Annotated in this window: 20 protein-coding genes; 1 reads left to right on the top strand and 19 read right to left on the bottom strand. The window is 61.2% G+C overall.

The features are described from left to right. Position 1 precedes the first annotated feature (1 nt). The 14 genes from AC3RCM_RS04740 to trmJ form a co-directional block, all read right to left on the bottom strand. On the bottom strand, positions 2–1,030 hold the full coding sequence (locus tag AC3RCM_RS04740) for a RodZ domain-containing protein (RefSeq protein ID WP_064492817.1): 1,029 nt from the start codon (positions 1,028–1,030) through the stop codon (positions 2–4). Beyond that, positions 1,027–1,788 (bottom strand): type IV pilus biogenesis/stability protein PilW, encoded by a 762-nt coding sequence (gene pilW, locus AC3RCM_RS04735; RefSeq protein WP_020193002.1) that lies wholly within the window; start codon positions 1,786–1,788, stop codon positions 1,027–1,029. The genes AC3RCM_RS04740 and pilW overlap by 4 nt, the downstream gene beginning before the upstream one ends. Before the next feature lie 14 nt (positions 1,789–1,802). Beyond that, a complete protein-coding gene (rlmN, locus tag AC3RCM_RS04730) occupies positions 1,803–2,948 on the bottom strand; it encodes a dual-specificity RNA methyltransferase RlmN (RefSeq protein WP_003248524.1) in 1,146 nt (381 codons plus the stop codon). A gap of 28 nt (positions 2,949–2,976) precedes the next feature. Then, the gene (gene ndk / locus AC3RCM_RS04725; protein WP_003248526.1) at positions 2,977–3,402 is read right to left on the bottom strand and encodes a nucleoside-diphosphate kinase; all 426 of its coding nucleotides are present in this window, start codon (positions 3,400–3,402) and stop codon (positions 2,977–2,979) included. 88 nt (positions 3,403–3,490) lie between these two features. Then, positions 3,491–3,691, bottom strand: a complete 201-nt coding sequence (gene iscX, locus AC3RCM_RS04720) for a Fe-S cluster assembly protein IscX (protein WP_064492821.1) — start codon at positions 3,689–3,691, stop codon at positions 3,491–3,493. 10 nt (positions 3,692–3,701) lie between these two features. Further along, positions 3,702–4,043, bottom strand: a complete 342-nt coding sequence (gene fdx / locus AC3RCM_RS04715) for an ISC system 2Fe-2S type ferredoxin (protein WP_492629395.1) — start codon at positions 4,041–4,043, stop codon at positions 3,702–3,704. Positions 4,044–4,046: 3 nt separating this feature from the next. Continuing rightward, a complete protein-coding gene (hscA, locus tag AC3RCM_RS04710) occupies positions 4,047–5,909 on the bottom strand; it encodes a Fe-S protein assembly chaperone HscA (protein WP_064492819.1) in 1,863 nt (620 codons plus the stop codon). A gap of 43 nt (positions 5,910–5,952) precedes the next feature. Continuing rightward, entirely contained in the window at positions 5,953–6,474 is a 522-nt protein-coding gene (gene hscB, locus AC3RCM_RS04705; protein WP_010952065.1) for a co-chaperone HscB, read from the bottom strand. A gap of 8 nt (positions 6,475–6,482) precedes the next feature. Next, on the bottom strand, positions 6,483–6,806 hold the full coding sequence (gene iscA / locus AC3RCM_RS04700) for an iron-sulfur cluster assembly protein IscA (protein WP_003248536.1): 324 nt from the start codon (positions 6,804–6,806) through the stop codon (positions 6,483–6,485). Positions 6,807–6,834: 28 nt separating this feature from the next. Next, the gene (gene iscU, locus AC3RCM_RS04695) at positions 6,835–7,221 is read right to left on the bottom strand and encodes a Fe-S cluster assembly scaffold IscU (protein ID WP_003248539.1); all 387 of its coding nucleotides are present in this window, start codon (positions 7,219–7,221) and stop codon (positions 6,835–6,837) included. Between the two features lie 46 nt (positions 7,222–7,267). Further along, positions 7,268–8,482 carry an IscS subfamily cysteine desulfurase gene (locus AC3RCM_RS04690; RefSeq protein ID WP_003248541.1) on the bottom strand — a complete coding sequence of 405 codons (1,215 nt, stop codon included), beginning with the start codon at positions 8,480–8,482 and terminating at the stop codon, positions 7,268–7,270. Positions 8,483–8,527: 45 nt separating this feature from the next. Continuing rightward, complete coding sequence (gene iscR / locus AC3RCM_RS04685; protein ID WP_003248542.1) at positions 8,528–9,019, bottom strand: Fe-S cluster assembly transcriptional regulator IscR; 492 nt, start codon at positions 9,017–9,019, stop codon at positions 8,528–8,530. 179 nt (positions 9,020–9,198) lie between these two features. Beyond that, positions 9,199–9,984, bottom strand: a complete 786-nt coding sequence (cysE, locus tag AC3RCM_RS04680; RefSeq protein ID WP_010952064.1) for a serine O-acetyltransferase — start codon at positions 9,982–9,984, stop codon at positions 9,199–9,201. A 3-nt stretch (positions 9,985–9,987) separates the two neighbouring features. Continuing rightward, entirely contained in the window at positions 9,988–10,743 is a 756-nt protein-coding gene (gene trmJ / locus AC3RCM_RS04675) for a tRNA (cytosine(32)/uridine(32)-2'-O)-methyltransferase TrmJ (RefSeq protein ID WP_004576300.1), read from the bottom strand. 151 nt (positions 10,744–10,894) lie between these two features. On the opposite strand from trmJ, the gene suhB reads away from it, so the two are divergent. Continuing rightward, positions 10,895–11,713 (top strand): type III secretion system regulator SuhB, encoded by an 819-nt coding sequence (suhB, locus tag AC3RCM_RS04670; RefSeq protein WP_003248548.1) that lies wholly within the window; start codon positions 10,895–10,897, stop codon positions 11,711–11,713. Positions 11,714–11,882: 169 nt separating this feature from the next. On the opposite strand, the gene AC3RCM_RS04665 is transcribed toward suhB, so the two are convergent. The 5 genes from AC3RCM_RS04665 to tgt all read right to left on the bottom strand — a co-directional run bounded on the left by AC3RCM_RS04665 (position 11,883) and on the right by tgt (position 16,885). After that, positions 11,883–12,425 (bottom strand): glycine zipper 2TM domain-containing protein, encoded by a 543-nt coding sequence (locus AC3RCM_RS04665; protein WP_003248550.1) that lies wholly within the window; start codon positions 12,423–12,425, stop codon positions 11,883–11,885. A gap of 121 nt (positions 12,426–12,546) precedes the next feature. Next, positions 12,547–13,455 (bottom strand): protein translocase subunit SecF, encoded by a 909-nt coding sequence (gene secF, locus AC3RCM_RS04660; protein ID WP_012051244.1) that lies wholly within the window; start codon positions 13,453–13,455, stop codon positions 12,547–12,549. Between the two features lie 10 nt (positions 13,456–13,465). Beyond that, positions 13,466–15,328: a protein translocase subunit SecD gene (gene secD, locus AC3RCM_RS04655; protein WP_012051243.1), complete on the bottom strand. Its 1,863-nt coding sequence runs from the start codon at positions 15,326–15,328 to the stop codon at positions 13,466–13,468. A 63-nt stretch (positions 15,329–15,391) separates the two neighbouring features. Then, on the bottom strand, positions 15,392–15,727 hold the full coding sequence (gene yajC / locus AC3RCM_RS04650) for a preprotein translocase subunit YajC (protein WP_003248556.1): 336 nt from the start codon (positions 15,725–15,727) through the stop codon (positions 15,392–15,394). 42 nt (positions 15,728–15,769) lie between these two features. Continuing rightward, complete coding sequence (tgt, locus tag AC3RCM_RS04645; RefSeq protein ID WP_003248558.1) at positions 15,770–16,885, bottom strand: tRNA guanosine(34) transglycosylase Tgt; 1,116 nt, start codon at positions 16,883–16,885, stop codon at positions 15,770–15,772. Positions 16,886–16,890: the final 5 nt, after the last annotated feature.

Below are 16,890 nucleotides of genomic sequence, written 5' to 3'. Positions count from 1 at the left end.
CTTACTGTCCCAACTTCAGGCGAGCAGTCTCGCCACTGGTGAACGGGGCAACATCGACGGCCTGGCCGTTGTAGCTGACCTGGGCGCCCCGGGCAAAGCCCAGGCGTACCGCGAATGGCGGCTTGCCGGTCAGCTCGAGGTTGTCCCCCTTGCGCTTGATGGCGCTGAACAGCACCTTGCCGTTGCCGTCGCTGACCTGGGTCCAGCAATCAGCGGTGAACTGGATGGCGACCTTGGCGCTGCCTGCTGGCACCGCGGCAGGCTCGACGGCCGCCACGGCCGGTGCAGGTGCAGGTGCTGGTGCCGGCGCAGCAGTGGCCTGTACCGGAGGAGTAACCGGTGCAGGCGAAGCAGCAGGTGCGGTTTGCACAGGCGCTTGTTGTGCTGGAGCAGGCGCTGTGGCAATGACTGCCTCAGAGGTTACCGGCGCCTGTTCAGCGGCAGCAGGCTGCTCGGCAGCGCCCTGCTCCAGCGCCAGCGGCGCGCTTTCAGGTTGCTGTCCAGCGGAAACGGCCTGGTCTTCAGGCTCATCGAGCGGGTGAATCTGTGTGGTGCCGTCGGCGCTTTCGACCTCGACGTGCTCCAGGGCAATCTTCGCCAGCTCCTTGCCCCGCAGGCTGCCCTGGTCCTGCCACCAGAAAAAGCCACCACCGACCACAGCCACCAGCAACAGCAGGCTGACGCCGCGCAGGATGTTGTGCGACAACCGCACAGGCTCTTCGATACGGCCCAGCGAATGCACGTCGCTGCCTTTGGCGTGGGTACCGGTGTAGCGGTCGAAGGCATCTACCAGGGCGGCTTGATCGAGGTCCATCAGCTTGGCGTAGGCGCGAATGTAGCCACGAGCGAAAGTATGCCCGGGCAGCTTGTCGAAGGCGCCGGTTTCCACGTGGTTCAACGAACTGACAGTGAGGTTGAGCTTGCGGGCCACCTCGGCTTGAGACCAGTCCCGTTTCTCACGGGCCAGGCGCAAAAGCTCACCGGGGTTCTGGCCAGGCGCTACTGCTACTTCGGGATGCGCGGCGTTCATCGTTGCTCCGACAGGTATTGCTGATATTCCGGCGTACCGGGATAAAGTCGTTGTAATTGCTGGCCCAATTCGGCCAGTGTGCCCTGCTCGTCGAACACCCTGGCAAGGCGGCTGCCCAGCAGCAGGCTACGGGCGTCGTGGTCGCTCAACTGGCTGAAACGATCGTAGTAGTCCCGGGCCGGCACATAATGCCTGTTTTCGTAGGACAACTCAGCCATTTCCAGCAACGCTTTTGGTTGCCGCTGGTTGAGTTGTAACGCTTTCAACAGATACGCGTGCGCCTGATCGCGGCGTTCGAGCTTCAGGGCGGTCAGGCCCAGATTCTCGTACACGCGTGAGCGCTCAGGATACAGGGTATCGGCACTGGCCAGGCGAAACATCTGCTTGGCCTCGGCAAATCGCCCCTGAGCATAAAGGAAACTGCCGTAATTGTTGCGAATTCGCGTGTCACCGCGGCTTATCTGCAAGGCCTTGCGAAAATGTGCTTCGGCCAACGCCGGCTCGCCTTGGGCTTGAAACACTACCGCCAGGGCGGCGTGCGCGTCGACATCCTGGTCATCCAGCGCCAGGGCCTTTCCCAGCGGCGCCTTGGCCTGTTCGGTCAAACCTTGTTGCAAATAACCCAAGCCAAGCTGCACATAAGCCCGCCCTGCCTCCACCCTGCCCTGGCGGCTGGCCAAGGGGTCGCTCGCGCCGCCCGACACGCAGCCGGCCAGCAGCGAAAGCGCAAGGATCGACAGCGCGGCACGCAGGCTCATGGGCAAGGTACCTGTCAGTGGCTGGCGGCGCTGTCTGGCAGTTCGACGTCCGCAGAAAGCTGGCGAACAGCGATGTAGCGCTCACTGCGGCGAGTACGGTCATTGACCTGGCCGACCAGCTGGCCACAGGCAGCGTCGATGTCGTCGCCGCGCGTGGTACGGGTGGTGACGTTGAAGCCACCGTGGTGCAGCAGGTCCTGGAAGCGACGAATGGCGTTGTTGCTCGGTCGCTCGTAACCCGAATGCGGGAACGGGTTGAACGGGATCAGGTTGATCTTGCAGGGTACATCGCGCAACAGTTCGATCATCTGCGCGGCATGCTCGGGCTGGTCGTTGACGTCCTTGAGCAGGGTGTACTCGACGGTGAGCACGCGCTTGCCGCCCAAGGTGGACATGTAGCCCATGCACGATTCCAGCAGCATCTTCAGCGGGTACTTCTTGTTGATCGGTACCAGCTTGTTGCGCAGTTCGTCGTTCGGCGCATGCAGCGACAGGGCCAGCGACACGTCGATGTGCTTGGCGAGTTCGTCGATCATCGGCACCACGCCCGAGGTGGACAAGGTGACACGGCGCTTGGAAATGCCATAGCCAAGGTCATCCATCATGATTTTCATGGCGGCAATGACGTTGTCGAAGTTCAGCAAGGGCTCGCCCATGCCCATCATGACCACGTTGGTAATCGCGCGGTCGACTTTGGCAGGAACGGTCCCGAAGGATTTGTTGGCAAGCCACACCTGGCCGATCACTTCGGCGGCAGTGAGGTTGCTGTTGAAGCCTTGCTTGCCGGTGGAGCAGAAGCTGCAGTCCAGGGCACAGCCGGCTTGCGACGATACGCACAGGGTGCCGCGGTCGTCGGTTGGAATATAGACGGTCTCGACGCAGCTGCCGGAGGCAACGCGGATCACCCATTTACGGGTGCCGTCGGCGGAAATGTCTTCACTGACCACTTCCGGTGGGCGTATTTCGGCAACGGCCTCGAGCTTTTCGCGCAAGACCTTGCCTACGTTGGTCATGGCCGCAAAGTCGGACACGCCAAAATGGTGAATCCATTTCATCACCTGGCCGGCACGGAAGCGCTTCTCCCCAATAGAGTCGAAGAATTGTTCCATTTCCGGCTGGGTCAGACCCAACAGGTTGATTTTGCCAGTAGATGTCGTCATGGATTCACCCTCACCCGTAAGCTTTCGCTTAGCGAGTGGTTACCTCGGTAGCAGCGAAGAAGTAAGCGATTTCGCGAGCAGCAGCAGCTTCGGAGTCCGAACCGTGAACGGCGTTGGCGTCGATCGACTCGGCGAAGTCAGCGCGGATGGTGCCGGCAGCAGCTTCTTTAGGGTTGGTAGCACCCATCAGCTCACGGTTCTTGGCGATGGCGTTCTCGCCTTCCAGAACCTGGACAACGACCGGACCGGAAGTCATGAAGGCAACCAGGTCACCGAAGAAGCCGCGCTCGCTGTGCTCAGCGTAGAAGCCTTCGGCTTCGGCTTTGGACAGTTGCTTCATTTTCGAGGCAACGATTTTCAGGCCGGCTTCTTCGAAGCGAGTGGTGATCTTGCCGATGACGTTTTTGGCAACAGCGTCAGGCTTGATGATGGAGAAAGTACGTTGAACAGCCATGGAAAACTCCAGAATATGAGTGTTACGAAAAATTAAACCCGCGAATTATACGCGGGTTCCGGGGGATTGCCTAACCTGCAAGTGACGCTTAGTCGGCTTCGTCGATCCAGGCGGCCTGGATTGCCTCGAGCACTTTCTCACCGCCGCGTGACGGATCGTCGCTGAACTCTGGCAATGCCAGCACCCAGCTGTGCAGGTCCACGAAATTCACATAACGAGGATCGACCTCAGGCTTGCTTTCTGCAAGCTGGATTGCGATCTCAAGTACATCAACCCATTTCAGACTCATGTACAGGCCCTCAGTGCGGTGCTTCGGCAGCATGGTTGAGCGAATACTTGGGGATCTCGATGGTCAGGTCTTCGTCAGCGACGAAAACCTGGCAACCCAGGCGCGATTGCGCTTCCAGGCCCCAGGCTTTGTCCAGCATGTCTTCTTCCAGCTCGTCAGCCTCTTCGAGCGAATCGAAGCCCTTGCGCACGATGCAGTGGCAAGTGGTACAGGCCTTGACGCCGCCGCAGGCGCTTTCCATCTCGATGTGATGGTCGTGGGCCAGTTCCAGGATGTTGGTCCCGGGCTTGACCTCCACGGTCACCCCCTCGGGGCAGAACTTCTCATGCGGCAGGAATGTCACCAGCGGCATCGATTACTCCTCGATCTCATTCAGGTTGCGCCCGGCCAGTGCGGCTTTGACCGTCGAATCAAGGCGACGGGCGGCAAATGCATCGGTCACCTGCGACAGACGCTTGGTCTGTTGCTCGATGGCTGCGCCATCGGTGCCGGCCAGCAAATCACGTAGTTCTTGCATCTGGAATTCGATGGCGTCGCGCTCATCACTGCTGAGCAGGCGATCGCCGTCGGCGTCCAGGGCGCCCTGTACCGCCTCGAGCAGCCGCTCGCCATCTACCTGATGCTCTCGCAGCTGGCGGGCGTGCTTGTCGGAACCGGCGTGTTCGAAGGAGTCCTTGAGCATGCGGGCGATTTCGCCGTCGGTCAGGCCGTAGGACGGCTTGACCTGAATGCTGGCTTCCACGCCCGAACCCAGCTCGCGGGCAGCGACGCTGAGCAGGCCATCGGCATCCACCTGGAAGGTGACGCGGATTTTTGCAGCACCGGCAACCATGGCTGGGATGCCGCGCAGCTCGAAGCGGGCCAGCGAACGGCAGTCACTGATCAGCTCGCGCTCGCCCTGCAGTACGTGGATCATCATGGCCGACTGGCCATCTTTGTACGTGGTGAACTCCTGAGCTCGGGCCACCGGAATGGTGGTGTTACGCGGGATCACCTTCTCCATCAGCCCGCCCATGGTTTCAAGACCAAGCGACAGCGGGATGACATCGAGCAGCAGCAGCTCGCCACCTTCGCGGCGGTTGCCGGCCAGGGTGTCGGCCTGGATGGCGGCACCAATGGCCACCACCTGGTCTGGGTCGATCGAGGTCAGCGGGGTGCGCCCGAACAGCGCGCCCACGGCCTCACGTACACGCGGCACGCGGGTCGAACCACCGACCATGACCACGGCGCTGACTTCTTCCAGCTCAACGCCACTGTCGCGCACGGCGCGGCGGCAAGCCTTCAGGCTGCGGGCAACCAGTGGTTCGATCATGGCTTCGAAGGCGCTGCGGGTCAGCTCACCGTGCCAGGCACCGTGACTGACGTTGACCACATCAGCGTCGGTCAGGGCTTCCTTGGCGGCGCAGGCGGTTTGCAGCAGCGCGCGCTGGGTAGCCGGGTCCAGATCGGACGACAAGCCAGCCTGCTCGATGATCCAGCCGGCAATAGCATGGTCGAAGTCGTCACCACCCAAGGCGGTATCACCGCCGGTGGCCAGCACTTCGAATACGCCAGCGGTCAGGCGCAGGATGGAAATATCGAAAGTACCGCCGCCCAGATCATAGATGGCTACCACGCCTTCGGCGTTCTGGTCCAGGCCGTAGGCTACGGCGGCCGCAGTCGGTTCGTTGAGCAGGCGCAGCACGTTCAGGCCGGCCAGACGCGCTGCGTCTTTGGTAGCCTGACGCTGGGCGTCATCGAAATAGGCCGGCACGGTGATCACCGCACCTACCAGCTCGCCACCCAAGGTGGCTTCGGCCCGTTCGCGCAACACCTTCAGGATGTCGGCAGACACTTCCACAGGGCTTTTCGGCCCCTGCACGGTGTCGATGAACGGCATGTGCGACTCACCACCCACAAAGCGGTATGGCAGTTGCTCGCCCAGCTGCTTGACGTCGGCCAGGCCGCGCCCCATCAGGCGCTTGACCGACAGCACGGTGTTCAACGGGTCGCTGGAGGCAGCATCACGCGCGGCCTGCCCCACTTCGTTGCGCCCTTCGAGGTAGCGCACCGCGGACGGCAGAATGACGTTACCCTGCGCGTCGGGCAGGGGCTCGCTACGGCCGCTGCGCAGTGCAGCGACCATTGAGTTGGTGGTACCCAGGTCGATTCCAACCGCCAGGCGGCGCTGGTGCGGCTGAGGGCTTTGACCGGGTTCGGCAATCTGCAGTAGGGCCATGCTTATCTGAATACCTTAGGTGCCATCACGGGCAGCACCGGGGTTAATCGTCGAGGCGCTCTTCCAGTTGGCGCACTTCTTGGGCGAGCTTGTCGAGGAACTGCATGCGGCGCATCAGGCGTTCAGCCTTGTCGCGCTCGCCCGGGGCATCCCAGCAGCCGGCAAAGTCCTCATTCAGCGTGTCCTGGGCGGCCTTCAGGCGCTTCTTGAACACGCCGACACCGTCAAGGTCGGCTTCATCCTGCAGTTCTTCGAGCTCTTCACGCCACTGCATCTGCTGCAGCAGGAAGTCAGGGTCGTGGACCGTAACCTCCTGGGGCACTTCGTGGCCGCTGATGGCCAGCAGGTAGCGCGCGCGACGCGGCGCACTGCGCAGCGTCTGGTAAGCGTCGTTGAGGGCCGCGGATTTTTCCAGCGCTATACGCTGCTCACGCTCGGAGGCGTCGGCAAAGCGATCAGGATGGACTTCGCGGGCCAGCTCGCGATAGCGAGTGGCCAGCTTGTCGAGATCCAGACGGAAGCTTGGCTGGAGGTCAAACAATGCGTAATGACAAGGAGTACCCACAGCCAGCCTCAAACGTTGAAGCTTTCGCCGCAGCCACACTCACCGCGCACGTTGGGGTTGTTGAACTTGAAGCCTTCGTTCAACCCTTCCTTGACGAAATCCAGTTCGGTGCCATCGAGGTAGACCAGGCTCTTGGGATCGATGATCACCTTGACGCCATGGTTTTCGAACACCTGGTCTTCGTCCGCCAGTTCGTCGACGAATTCCAGCACGTAGGCCAGACCCGAGCAACCGGTGGTGCGCACGCCCAGGCGAATGCCCTCACCTTTGCCGCGCCCGTCGAGGGAGCGGCGAATGTGGTTGGCGGCGGCTTCTGTCATGCTGATAGCCATCAGAACTCCTTACCTTGCAACAGGCGACTTAGATCAAGCCTTTCTTCTGCTTGTAGTCGCGTACGGCTGCCTTGATGGCATCTTCGGCGAGTACCGAGCAGTGAATCTTGACCGGCGGCAACGCCAGCTCTTCGGCCAGTTGGGTATTCTTGATGGTTTCGGCCTCGTCCAGGGTCTTGCCCTTCATCCACTCGGTGGCGAGGGAACTGGACGCGATGGCCGAACCGCAGCCGTAGGTCTTGAACTTGGCGTCTTCGATAACGCCCTGCTCGTTTACCTTGATCTGCAGGCGCATCACGTCACCGCAGGCCGGGGCGCCGACCATGCCGGTGCCGACATCCGGGTCTTCGGCATTCATCTTGCCGACGTTGCGCGGGTTTTCGTAGTGGTCGATGACCTTTTCACTGTATGCCATGGTGCAATTCCTTCCTCATCAGGGAGCCGCTCTTGCCGGCGACTGCTTAGTGGGCGGCCCACTCGATCTTGGAGATGTCAACGCCGTCTTTGTACATATCCCACAGCGGCGACAGCTCACGCAGTTTATTGACGGCCTCGCAGACTTTCTGCGCGGCGTAGTCGACTTCTTCTTCGGTGGTGAAACGGCCGAAGGAGAAGCGGATCGAGCTGTGCGCCAGCTCGTCGTTGCGGCCCAGAGCACGCAGTACGTAGGACGGCTCGAGCGACGCGGAGGTACAGGCCGAACCGGACGATACGGCGATGTCTTTCAGCGACATCAGCAGCGATTCGCCTTCGACGTAGTTGAAGCTCAGGTTCAGGTTGTGCGGTACACGCGCAGTCTGGCTGCCATTGACGTACAGCTCTTCAAGGTTCGAGACCTGCTTGAAGAAGCGGTCGCTCAGGGCCTTGATGCGTGCGTTTTCTGCAACCATTTCCTGCTTGGCAATGGCGAAGGCTTCGCCCATGCCGACGATCTGGTGGGTCGGCAGGGTGCCCGAACGCATGCCGCGCTCATGACCGCCGCCGTGAATGATGGCTTCAAGACGTACACGCGGCTTGCGGCTGACGTACAGCGCGCCGATGCCTTTCGGGCCGTAGACCTTGTGCGCCGAGAACGACATCAGGTCGACTTTCAGCTTTTGCAGGTCGATTTCGACCTTGCCAGCCGACTGGGCGGCGTCGACATGGAACAGTACGCCGCGCGAACGGGTCAGTTCACCGATGGCGGCAATGTCGTTGATCGAGCCGACTTCGTTGTTCACATGCATCAGCGAGACCAGGATGGTGTCGTCGCGCAGCACCGCTTCTACCATGGCCGGGGTGACGATGCCGTCTTCGCCTGGTTCCAGGTAAGTGACTTCAAAACCTTCGCGCTCCAGCTGGCGAGCGGTATCCAGGACCGCCTTGTGCTCGATCTTGGAGGTAATGATGTGCTTGCCCTTGGTCTGATAGAAGTGCGCGACACCTTTGAGCGCGAGGTTGTCGGACTCGGTGGCACCGCTGGTCCAGACGATTTCGCGCGGATCGGCGTTGATCAGCTCGGCAACCTGGCGACGACCGTTCTCCACCGCTTCCTCGGCCTTCCAGCCAAAGACGTGGGAGCGCGAGGCCGGGTTACCGAAGTTCCCGTCGACCAGCAGGCAGTCGGCCATCTTCTGGGCCACGCGTGGGTCGACCGGAGTGGTCGCGGAGTAATCAAGGTAGATCGGCAACTTCATTTGTCTCTCCTATCAGGCGGTGGCGTCGCTCGTCGTCCCAGGGGGTCAATCGACGGCAGACGTCTCAATCTTGTCCAGCTGGGCGGTTCGTCCTGCGACACGGCGCAGGTCCTGGCGCTGGGCGACTTCCTGCACATCACGGCGCTTGACGAGGTCGGCCAGGCTGATGCCGCTGAGGAATTCATGGATCTGCTGGCTGAGGTCGCACCACAGGTGGTGGGTCAGGCAGGTATCACCGGCATGGCAGTCACCGAGCCCCTGGCAACGGGTGGCGTCGACCGATTCGTTGACCGCGTCGATAACCTGGGCCACCTGGATGGTTTCCATGCCCCGCGACAGCTGGTAGCCACCGCCTGGACCGCGCACACTGGAAACCAGGCTGCTGCGGCGCAGCTTGGCGAACAGCTGCTCCAGATAAGAGAGGGAAATGCCCTGGCGCTCGGAAATATCGGCCAAAGACACCGGCCCATGCTTCGCGTGCAACGCCAGGTCGAGCATGGCGGTCACGGCGTATCGGCCTTTGGTAGTCAGTCGCATGGCTATTGGGTACCACGGGAGTTTCAGGATGTGTGCGAGTATGCGATTCCCGAGCATTTAAGTCAACTATTAGACCTACTGCTTTAGTCGGGATTGCATCAGGGAGGCGGGCGCGATTGTAGCAGACGAGGGGCGTGAGCACACGCCCCGCATGCCACCATGACTTCAGTGCGGCGCGATCAATGCGGCTGAGTGTCGCGCTGGGCCACCTGGGCAGCCTCGCTGAAGTCGTCCTCCGGCAAGGCCGGCAGTTCCTTGGCACAATAGTCACTGCCCATCTTGGTCAGCGCGCCACACATACCCTCCAACCGTTCGTCGACGGCCTGCAGGTGATCGAGCATCTGGCCGATGGCCCGCGCCACCGGGTCGGGCATGTCGCCACTGACACCATAGGCGTCGAAGCCGATCTTCTCGGCCATTGCCTTACGCTTGGCTTCGACTTCGGTGTCCTCGCTCTTGACGATGATCCGCCCCGGAATGCCTACCGCGGTAGCCCCGGCCGGCACTGCCTTGGTGACCACCGCATTAGAACCAATCTTGGCGCCGGCGCCGACGGTGAAAGGCCCCAGCACCTTGGCACCCGCCCCTACCACCACGCCGTTCTCCAAGGTGGGGTGGCGCTTGCCCTTGTTCCAGCTGGTGCCACCGAGCGTCACCCCCTGGTACAGGGTGACGTCATCGCCGATCTCGGCGGTTTCGCCAATGACGATGCCCATACCATGATCGATGAAAAAGCGCCGGCCAATGGTGGCGCCAGGGTGGATTTCGATACCGGTCAGCCAGCGACCGAAGTTCGATACCAGCCGGGCCAGCCATTTGAAATCACGCCTCCACAGGGCATTGCCCAGGCGGTGCAGCCAGATGGCATGCATGCCGGGGTAGCAGGTGAGCACCTCGAAGGCATTGCGTGCAGCCGGGTCACGGTGGAATACGCTTTGAATATCTTCACGCAGGCGTTCGAACATCTGTCAGTCCTTCCGTTTATGCGGTTCGCCCCGGACCACTTTCTGGGTCTCGGTGAGGATGCCGCGCAAAATGCTCATTTCCGAACGCTCGACCGCCACCCGCCCATACAGCCGGCGCAAGCGCGGCATCAGGTGCTTGGGCTTTTCGGGGTCGAGGAAGCCGATGCCCACCAGGGTTTTCTCCAGGTGGTCGTAGAACAGCTCCATTTCATCCATGGTCGCCAGCTCAGCGGCGTCAACCTTCTCGACTTTGCCCGGTGCTTCACCGGCAGCCAGCCAGGCCATGCGCACCTCGTAGGAGAGCACCTGCACGGCAGCAGCCAGGTTCAGCGAGCTGAAGTCGGGGTTGGAGGGAATGTGCACGTGGAAGTGACATCGCTGCAGTTCTTCGTTGGTCAGGCCGGCGTGCTCGCGCCCGAACACCAGGGCGATTTCCTCGCCGCCATTGGCATGCTCCACCGCCTTGGCACCGCATTCACGCGGGCCGATCAACGGCCAGGGAATGCTGCGCTCGCGGGCGCTGGTGCCCATCACCAGGTTGCAGCCGACCAGCGCCTGTTCGAGGCTGTCGACCACCTGGGCATTATCCAGCACATCGTCGGCGCCCGAAGCACGGGCACTGGCATCCACGGCGGGGAATTCTTTCGGCTGCACCAGCACCAGACGCGACAAGCCCATGTTTTTCATGGCACGTGCAGCGCCGCCGATGTTGCCGGGGTGGCTGGTATTGACCAGAACAACACGAATATTTTGCAGCAAGGTGTTGTGCTCACAGATGCAGGAATCAGGGCCTTCGATCTTACAGAACCGACAGACGTAACGCCATGAAAGCAAATGTGACACTTCTGCCGCCAAAGTTTTCTGCTAGAATGATCGGCTTTCTTCTTTAACATCTCCAGGTGACCCGCCCATGCAGCCTATGCTGAATATCGCCCTGCGCGCCGCTCGCAGCGCCAGTGAACTGATTTTCCGCTCCATCGAACGCCTGGATAGCATCAAGGTCGATGAGAAAGAGGCCAAGGACTACGTTTCCGAAGTCGATCGCGCCGCCGAGCAGAGCATCGTCAACGCACTGCGCAAGGCCTACCCGAACCACTCCATCCAGGGCGAGGAAACCGGCCTGCACGCGGGTAGCGGCGAAGAAGGCAAAGATTACCTGTGGATCATCGATCCGCTGGACGGCACCACCAACTTCCTGCGCGGTATCCCGCACTTCGCCGTCAGCATCGCCTGCAAATACCGCGGCCGCCTTGAGCACGCCGTGATCGTCGACCCGGTTCGCCAGGAAGAATTCACCGCCAGCCGTGGCCGTGGCGCCCAACTCAATGGCCGCCGCCTGCGCGTCAGCTCGCGCACAAGCCTGGAAGGCGCCCTGCTGGGCACCGGCTTCCCGTTCCGTGATGGCCAGATGGCGGACATGGACAACTACCTGGGCATGTTCCGCGCCTTGACCGGCCAGACCGCCGGCATCCGCCGCGCCGGCTCCGCCAGCCTGGACCTGGCCTACGTGGCTGCTGGCCGCTTCGACGCCTTCTGGGAGTCGGGCCTGTCCGAATGGGACATGGCAGCTGGCGTACTGCTGATCCAGGAAGCCGGTGGCTTGGTGAGTGACTTCAACGGTGGCCACGACTTCCTCGACAAAGGCCACATCGTTGCAGGCAACATCAAGTGCTTCAAGGCAGTACTGACTGCCATCCAGCCGCACCTGCCAGAAAGCATGAAGCGCTAAGCGCAGATTGCTGGCAAACAAAAAGCACCTCTCGAGGTGCTTTTTTTGTGCCTGGTGGTTTTGCGCGGCCTGTGCCGGCCTCTTCGCGGGTAAACCCGCTCCTACAGGGACAATGCGTTCCATGTAGGAGCGGGCTTACCCGCGAAGAGGCCGGCACAGGCCACGCAAATTACTGACCCGCTTCGCTCAGGATCAACTTGCCATTCTTGTCCAGCGGAATGGTCGATCCCGGCTCGCGATCCATCTTCACCTTGCCTACCTGATCACCGATGGAATAGGTCACGTTGTAGCCCACCACCTTCTCGCTGATGTCGTTGACCGTGTTGCAGCGAGTTTGCGTGGTTGTGTAGGTATCACGCTCCTGCATGCCTTCCTGCACCTTGTTACCGGCATAACCACCACCGACCGCACCGGCCACCGTGGCAATCTTCTTGCCGGTGCCACCACCGATCTGGTTACCCAGCAAGCCACCGGCCAGCGCACCCACGACGGTGCCGGCGATCTGATGCTGGTCCTTGACCGGCGCCTGGCGCGTAACGGTAACGTCCTTGCACACTTCGCGCGGGGTTTTCACCTGTTGCTTGATCGGCTGCACGTCGGTGACCTGGGCATACTCAGGCCCCTTGTTGACCAAGCTGTAGGTCGCGACAGCACCTCCGGCAGTCACACCGACAGCACCCAGTACCGCACCCACCAGCATTGATTTGTTCACGTGGACCTCCTGATCGTACCAGCGGGCATCAACCCGCGCTTCTCCCAGCCTTGGAGCAAAAAAAAAGGCGCGAGTTCAATACTCGCGCCTTTTACACCGCCAGGCGGTGATGGACTAGCCCTTACGGACGATCATCCACACCCTCGGCCTTGGTCGGCGGGATCAGGTCTTCGCTGTTCAGGTTCAGCCAGATCAGCACCACGTTGGCGATATAGATCGACGAGTAGGTACCGGCCATGACACCAATGAACAGGGCGAGCGAGAAACCGAACAGGTTGTCACCCCCGAAGAACAGCAGCGCAGCAATGGCCAGCAAGGTCGAAACCGAAGTGGCGATGGTGCGCAGCAAGGTCTGGGTGGTGGAAACGTTGATGTTTTCGATCAGCGATGCCTTGCGCATGACGCGGAAGTTTTCACGTACCCGGTCGAACACGACGATGGTGTCGTTCAGCGAGTAGCCGATGATCGCCAGCACCGCTGCCAACACCGTCAGATCGAAGGTGATCTGGAAGAACGACAGGATACCCAGGGTCACCACCACGTCGTGGATCAGCGAAACGATCGCCCCCACGGCGAACTTCCACTGAAAACGGAAGGCCAGGTAGATGAGGATACCGCCCAGGGCCAAGAGCATGCCCATGCCACCCTGGTCGCGCAGCTCTTCACCGACCTGCGGGCCGACGAACTCGACACGCTTGACCGTGGCCGGGTTGTCACCCCCGGCCTTTTGCAGCGCAGCAGCGACCTTGTTGCCCAGCTGCGGGTCATCGCCTGGCATACGCACCAGCAAGTCAGTGGTAGCGCCAAAGCTCTGCACTACCGCCTCGTGGAAACCGGAGTCGACCAACTCGGCACGCACTGCCTTGAGGTCGGCCGGGCGCTCGTAAGTCAGCTCGATCAGCGTACCACCGGTGAAGTCCAGGCCGAAGTTAAGGCCCTTCTGCCACCAGCTGAACAGCGCCAGCACGGTGAGGAGCACGGTAATGGCGAACGCGACATTGCGCACGCCCATGAAGTTGATGGTTTTCATCGCAGCTCCCTCAAACCCACAGCTTCTTGATGTCACGCCCGCCGCAGGTCAGGTTGACCATTGCGCGGGTCACCATGACGGCGGTGAACATCGAGGTGAAAATCCCGAGGGACATGGTAACCGCAAAGCCTTTGACCGGGCCGGTACCCATGGCGAACAGGATACCGCCGACCAGCAGGCTGGTCAGGTTGGCGTCGATGATCGCGGTGTACGCACGATTGAAGCCTTCGTGGATGGCACGCTGCACCGACATGCCGGCTTTCAGCTCCTCGCGGATACGCGAGAAGATCAGCACGTTGGCGTCCACCGCCATACCCATGGTCAGCACGATACCGGCAATACCCGGCAGCGTCAGGGTAGCGCCCAGCAGCGACATCAACGCCAGCAGCAGGACCATGTTGCCCGCCAGGGCGATGGTGGCGATCACGCCGAAGCCGCGGTAGATGGCGATGATGAACAGCGAGACGAACAGCATGCCCCACAGCGACGCATCGATACCCTTGGTGATGTTGTCAGCACCCAGGCTTGGGCCAATGGTACGTTCTTCAGCGAAGTACATCGGCGCAGCCAGACCACCGGCACGCAGCAGCAGGGCCAGCTCGGACGATTCGCCCTGGCCGTTCAGGCCGGTGATGCGGAACTGGCTGCCAAGCGGCGACTGGATGGTCGCCAGGCTGATGATTTTTTTCTCTTCGACGAAGCTTTGTACGGCAACGTCCTTCTCGACGCCGCCGACGGTTTGCTTGACGTAGCGGGTAACCGGCTTCTGCTCGATGAAGATCACCGCCATGCTACGGCCGACGTTGCTACGGGTAGCACGGCTCATCAGCTCGCCACCGTGGCCATCCAGGCGAATGTTCACCTGCGGGCGGCCATGCTCGTCGAAGCTGGCCTGGGCGTCGGTAACCTGGTCACCCGTGATGATCAGGCCCCGCTCGACTGCGGCGGAGCGGCCGCCCTCACGGAACTCGAACACCTCGGTAGTGGCCTTGGATGCACCCGGTTCGGCACCGAAGCGGAACTCCAGGTTGGCCGTTTTACCAAGGATACGCTTGGCTTCGGCAGTGTCCTGCACGCCTGGCAGCTCGACCACGATACGGTTGGCGCCCTGGCGCTGTACCAGAGGCTCTGCCACACCCAGCTCGTTCACGCGGTTGCGCACGGTGGTGAGGTTCTGCTTGATCGAGTATTCGCGGATCTCGGCGACTTTCGCCTGGGTCAGCGCCAGACGCAGCACCGCAAGCTCGTTGCGATCGGTGGTGGTCAGGTCGAAATCATTGAAATTCTTGCGGATCAGGGCACGTGCCTGTTCGCGGGTGGCATCGTCAGCGAAGCCCAGCATGATGCCGCCATCCTGCTGAGGCAGGCTGCGGTAGCGGACGCGCTCTTTGCGCAGCAAGGTCTTGACCTCGCCTTCGTAGACTTTCATGCGGGCAGTCATGGCCTTGTCCATGTCCACTTCCAGCAGGAAGTGCACACCACCAGACAGGTCCAGGCCCAGTTTCATCGGGCTTGCGCCCAGGTTGCGCAGCCATTGCGGGGTAGTCTGGGCCAGGTTCAGGGCCACGACGTAATCATCGCCCAGTGCCTTGCGCACTACATCCTTGGCTGGCAGCTGGTCTTCCTGATTGGTCAGGCGGATCAGCCCGCTGCCCTTTTCACCCAGGCTTGCGCCCTTGACAGCGATCTTGGCATCGACCAGCGCCTTGCTGACGCGATCAAGGTCGGCCTGATTCACCTGCAGCGCCGAGCTGGCACCGCTGATCTGTACCGCCGGGTCATCCGGGTAGAGGTTGGGAGCGGAATAAATGAAACCGACCACCAGTACCAGCACGATCAGTGCATATTTCCACAGAGGATATTTGTTCAGCATCACGCCGCCCGTTCAAGACGCGGGGCGCGTTGCGCGCCCCGACTGGAAAATAAAACCGGTAACTCAGATAGCCTTGAGCGTACCTTTTGGCAGGGTGGCAGCAATGGCACCCTTCTGGAACTTCAGCTCGACAGTGTCGGACACTTCCAGCACCACGAAGTCATCGGAAACCTTGACGATCTTGCCGGCGATGCCGCCGTTGGTGACAACTTCGTCACCTTTCTGCAAGTTGCTCAGCAGGTTCTTCTGCTCTTTCGCGCGCTTGGCCTGCGGGCGCCAGATCATCAGGTAGAAGATGACCAGGAAACCGACCAGGAAAATCCACTCGAAGCCGGTACCGGCTGGGCCAGCGGCAGGTGCTGCAGCGTCCGCGTATGCGGCGGGGATGAAGAAGCTCATTGGGCACTCCTAATGTAATTTTCTAATAATGGATGCGGACAGTCAGTCCAAGGGCGGTACAGGAAGCCCGCGCTTGGCGTAGAAGGCGTCGACAAAGGCGGCCAATTTACCCTGTTGAATAGCCTCGCGTAAACCGGCCATCAAGCGCTGATAATGGCGCAAGTTGTGGATGGTATTCAGCATGCTGCTCAGCATTTCGCCGCATTTGTCCAGATGATGGAGATAGGCGCGCGAGAAGTTGGTGCAGGTATAGCAGTCACAGGTCGGATCCAGCGGCGATTCATCGTGACGATGGAACGCATTGCGGATCTTGATCACCCCTGTATCAACGAACAGATGACCGTTGCGCGCGTTACGCGTCGGCATCACGCAGTCGAACATGTCGACGCCGCGGCGCACACCCTCAACGAGATCTTCCGGTTTGCCTACCCCCATAAGGTAACGAGGTTTGTCAGCAGGCATCTGGTCCGGCAGATAATCCAGCACCTTGATCATTTCGTGCTTGGGCTCGCCCACCGACAGGCCGCCAATGGCCAGGCCGTCGAAACCGATGTTTTCCAGGCCTTCCAGCGAGCGCATGCGCAGGTCCTGGTACATGCCACCCTGAACAATGCCGAACAGCGCTGCGGTGTTGTCGGCATGGGCGTTCTTCGAGCGCTGGGCCCAGCGCAGCGACAGCTCCATGGAAGTGCGTGCCACATCGTGCTCGGCCGGGTACGGGGTGCACTCGTCGAAGATCATTACCACGTCCGAGCCCAGGTCACGCTGAACCTGCATCGACTCTTCCGGGCCCATGAACACCTTGGAACCATCGACCGGCGAAGCGAAGGTCACGCCCTCTTCCTTGATCTTGCGCATGGCACCCAGGCTGAATACCTGGAAACCACCAGAGTCGGTGAGGATCGGGCCTTTCCACTGCATGAAATCGTGCAGGCCGTTGTGCTTCTTGATCACCTCGGTGCCCGGACGCAGCCACAGGTGGAAGGTGTTGCCGAGGATCATCTCGGCGCCGATGGCCTCGATGTCGCGTGGCAGCATGCCCTTGACCGTGCCATAGGTCCCTACCGGCATGAATGCCGGGGTTTCCACGGTGCCGCGTGGGAAGGTGATGCGACCCCGACGGGCCTTGCCGTCGGTGGCCAGCAGTTCGAAGGACATTCGAC

It is taken from the genome of Pseudomonas sp. GW823-FHT05G12, assembly GCF_058795575.1.
Note: the sequence above shows the minus strand (reverse complement) of the source record. Positions and strands in the feature narration are given on the sequence as shown.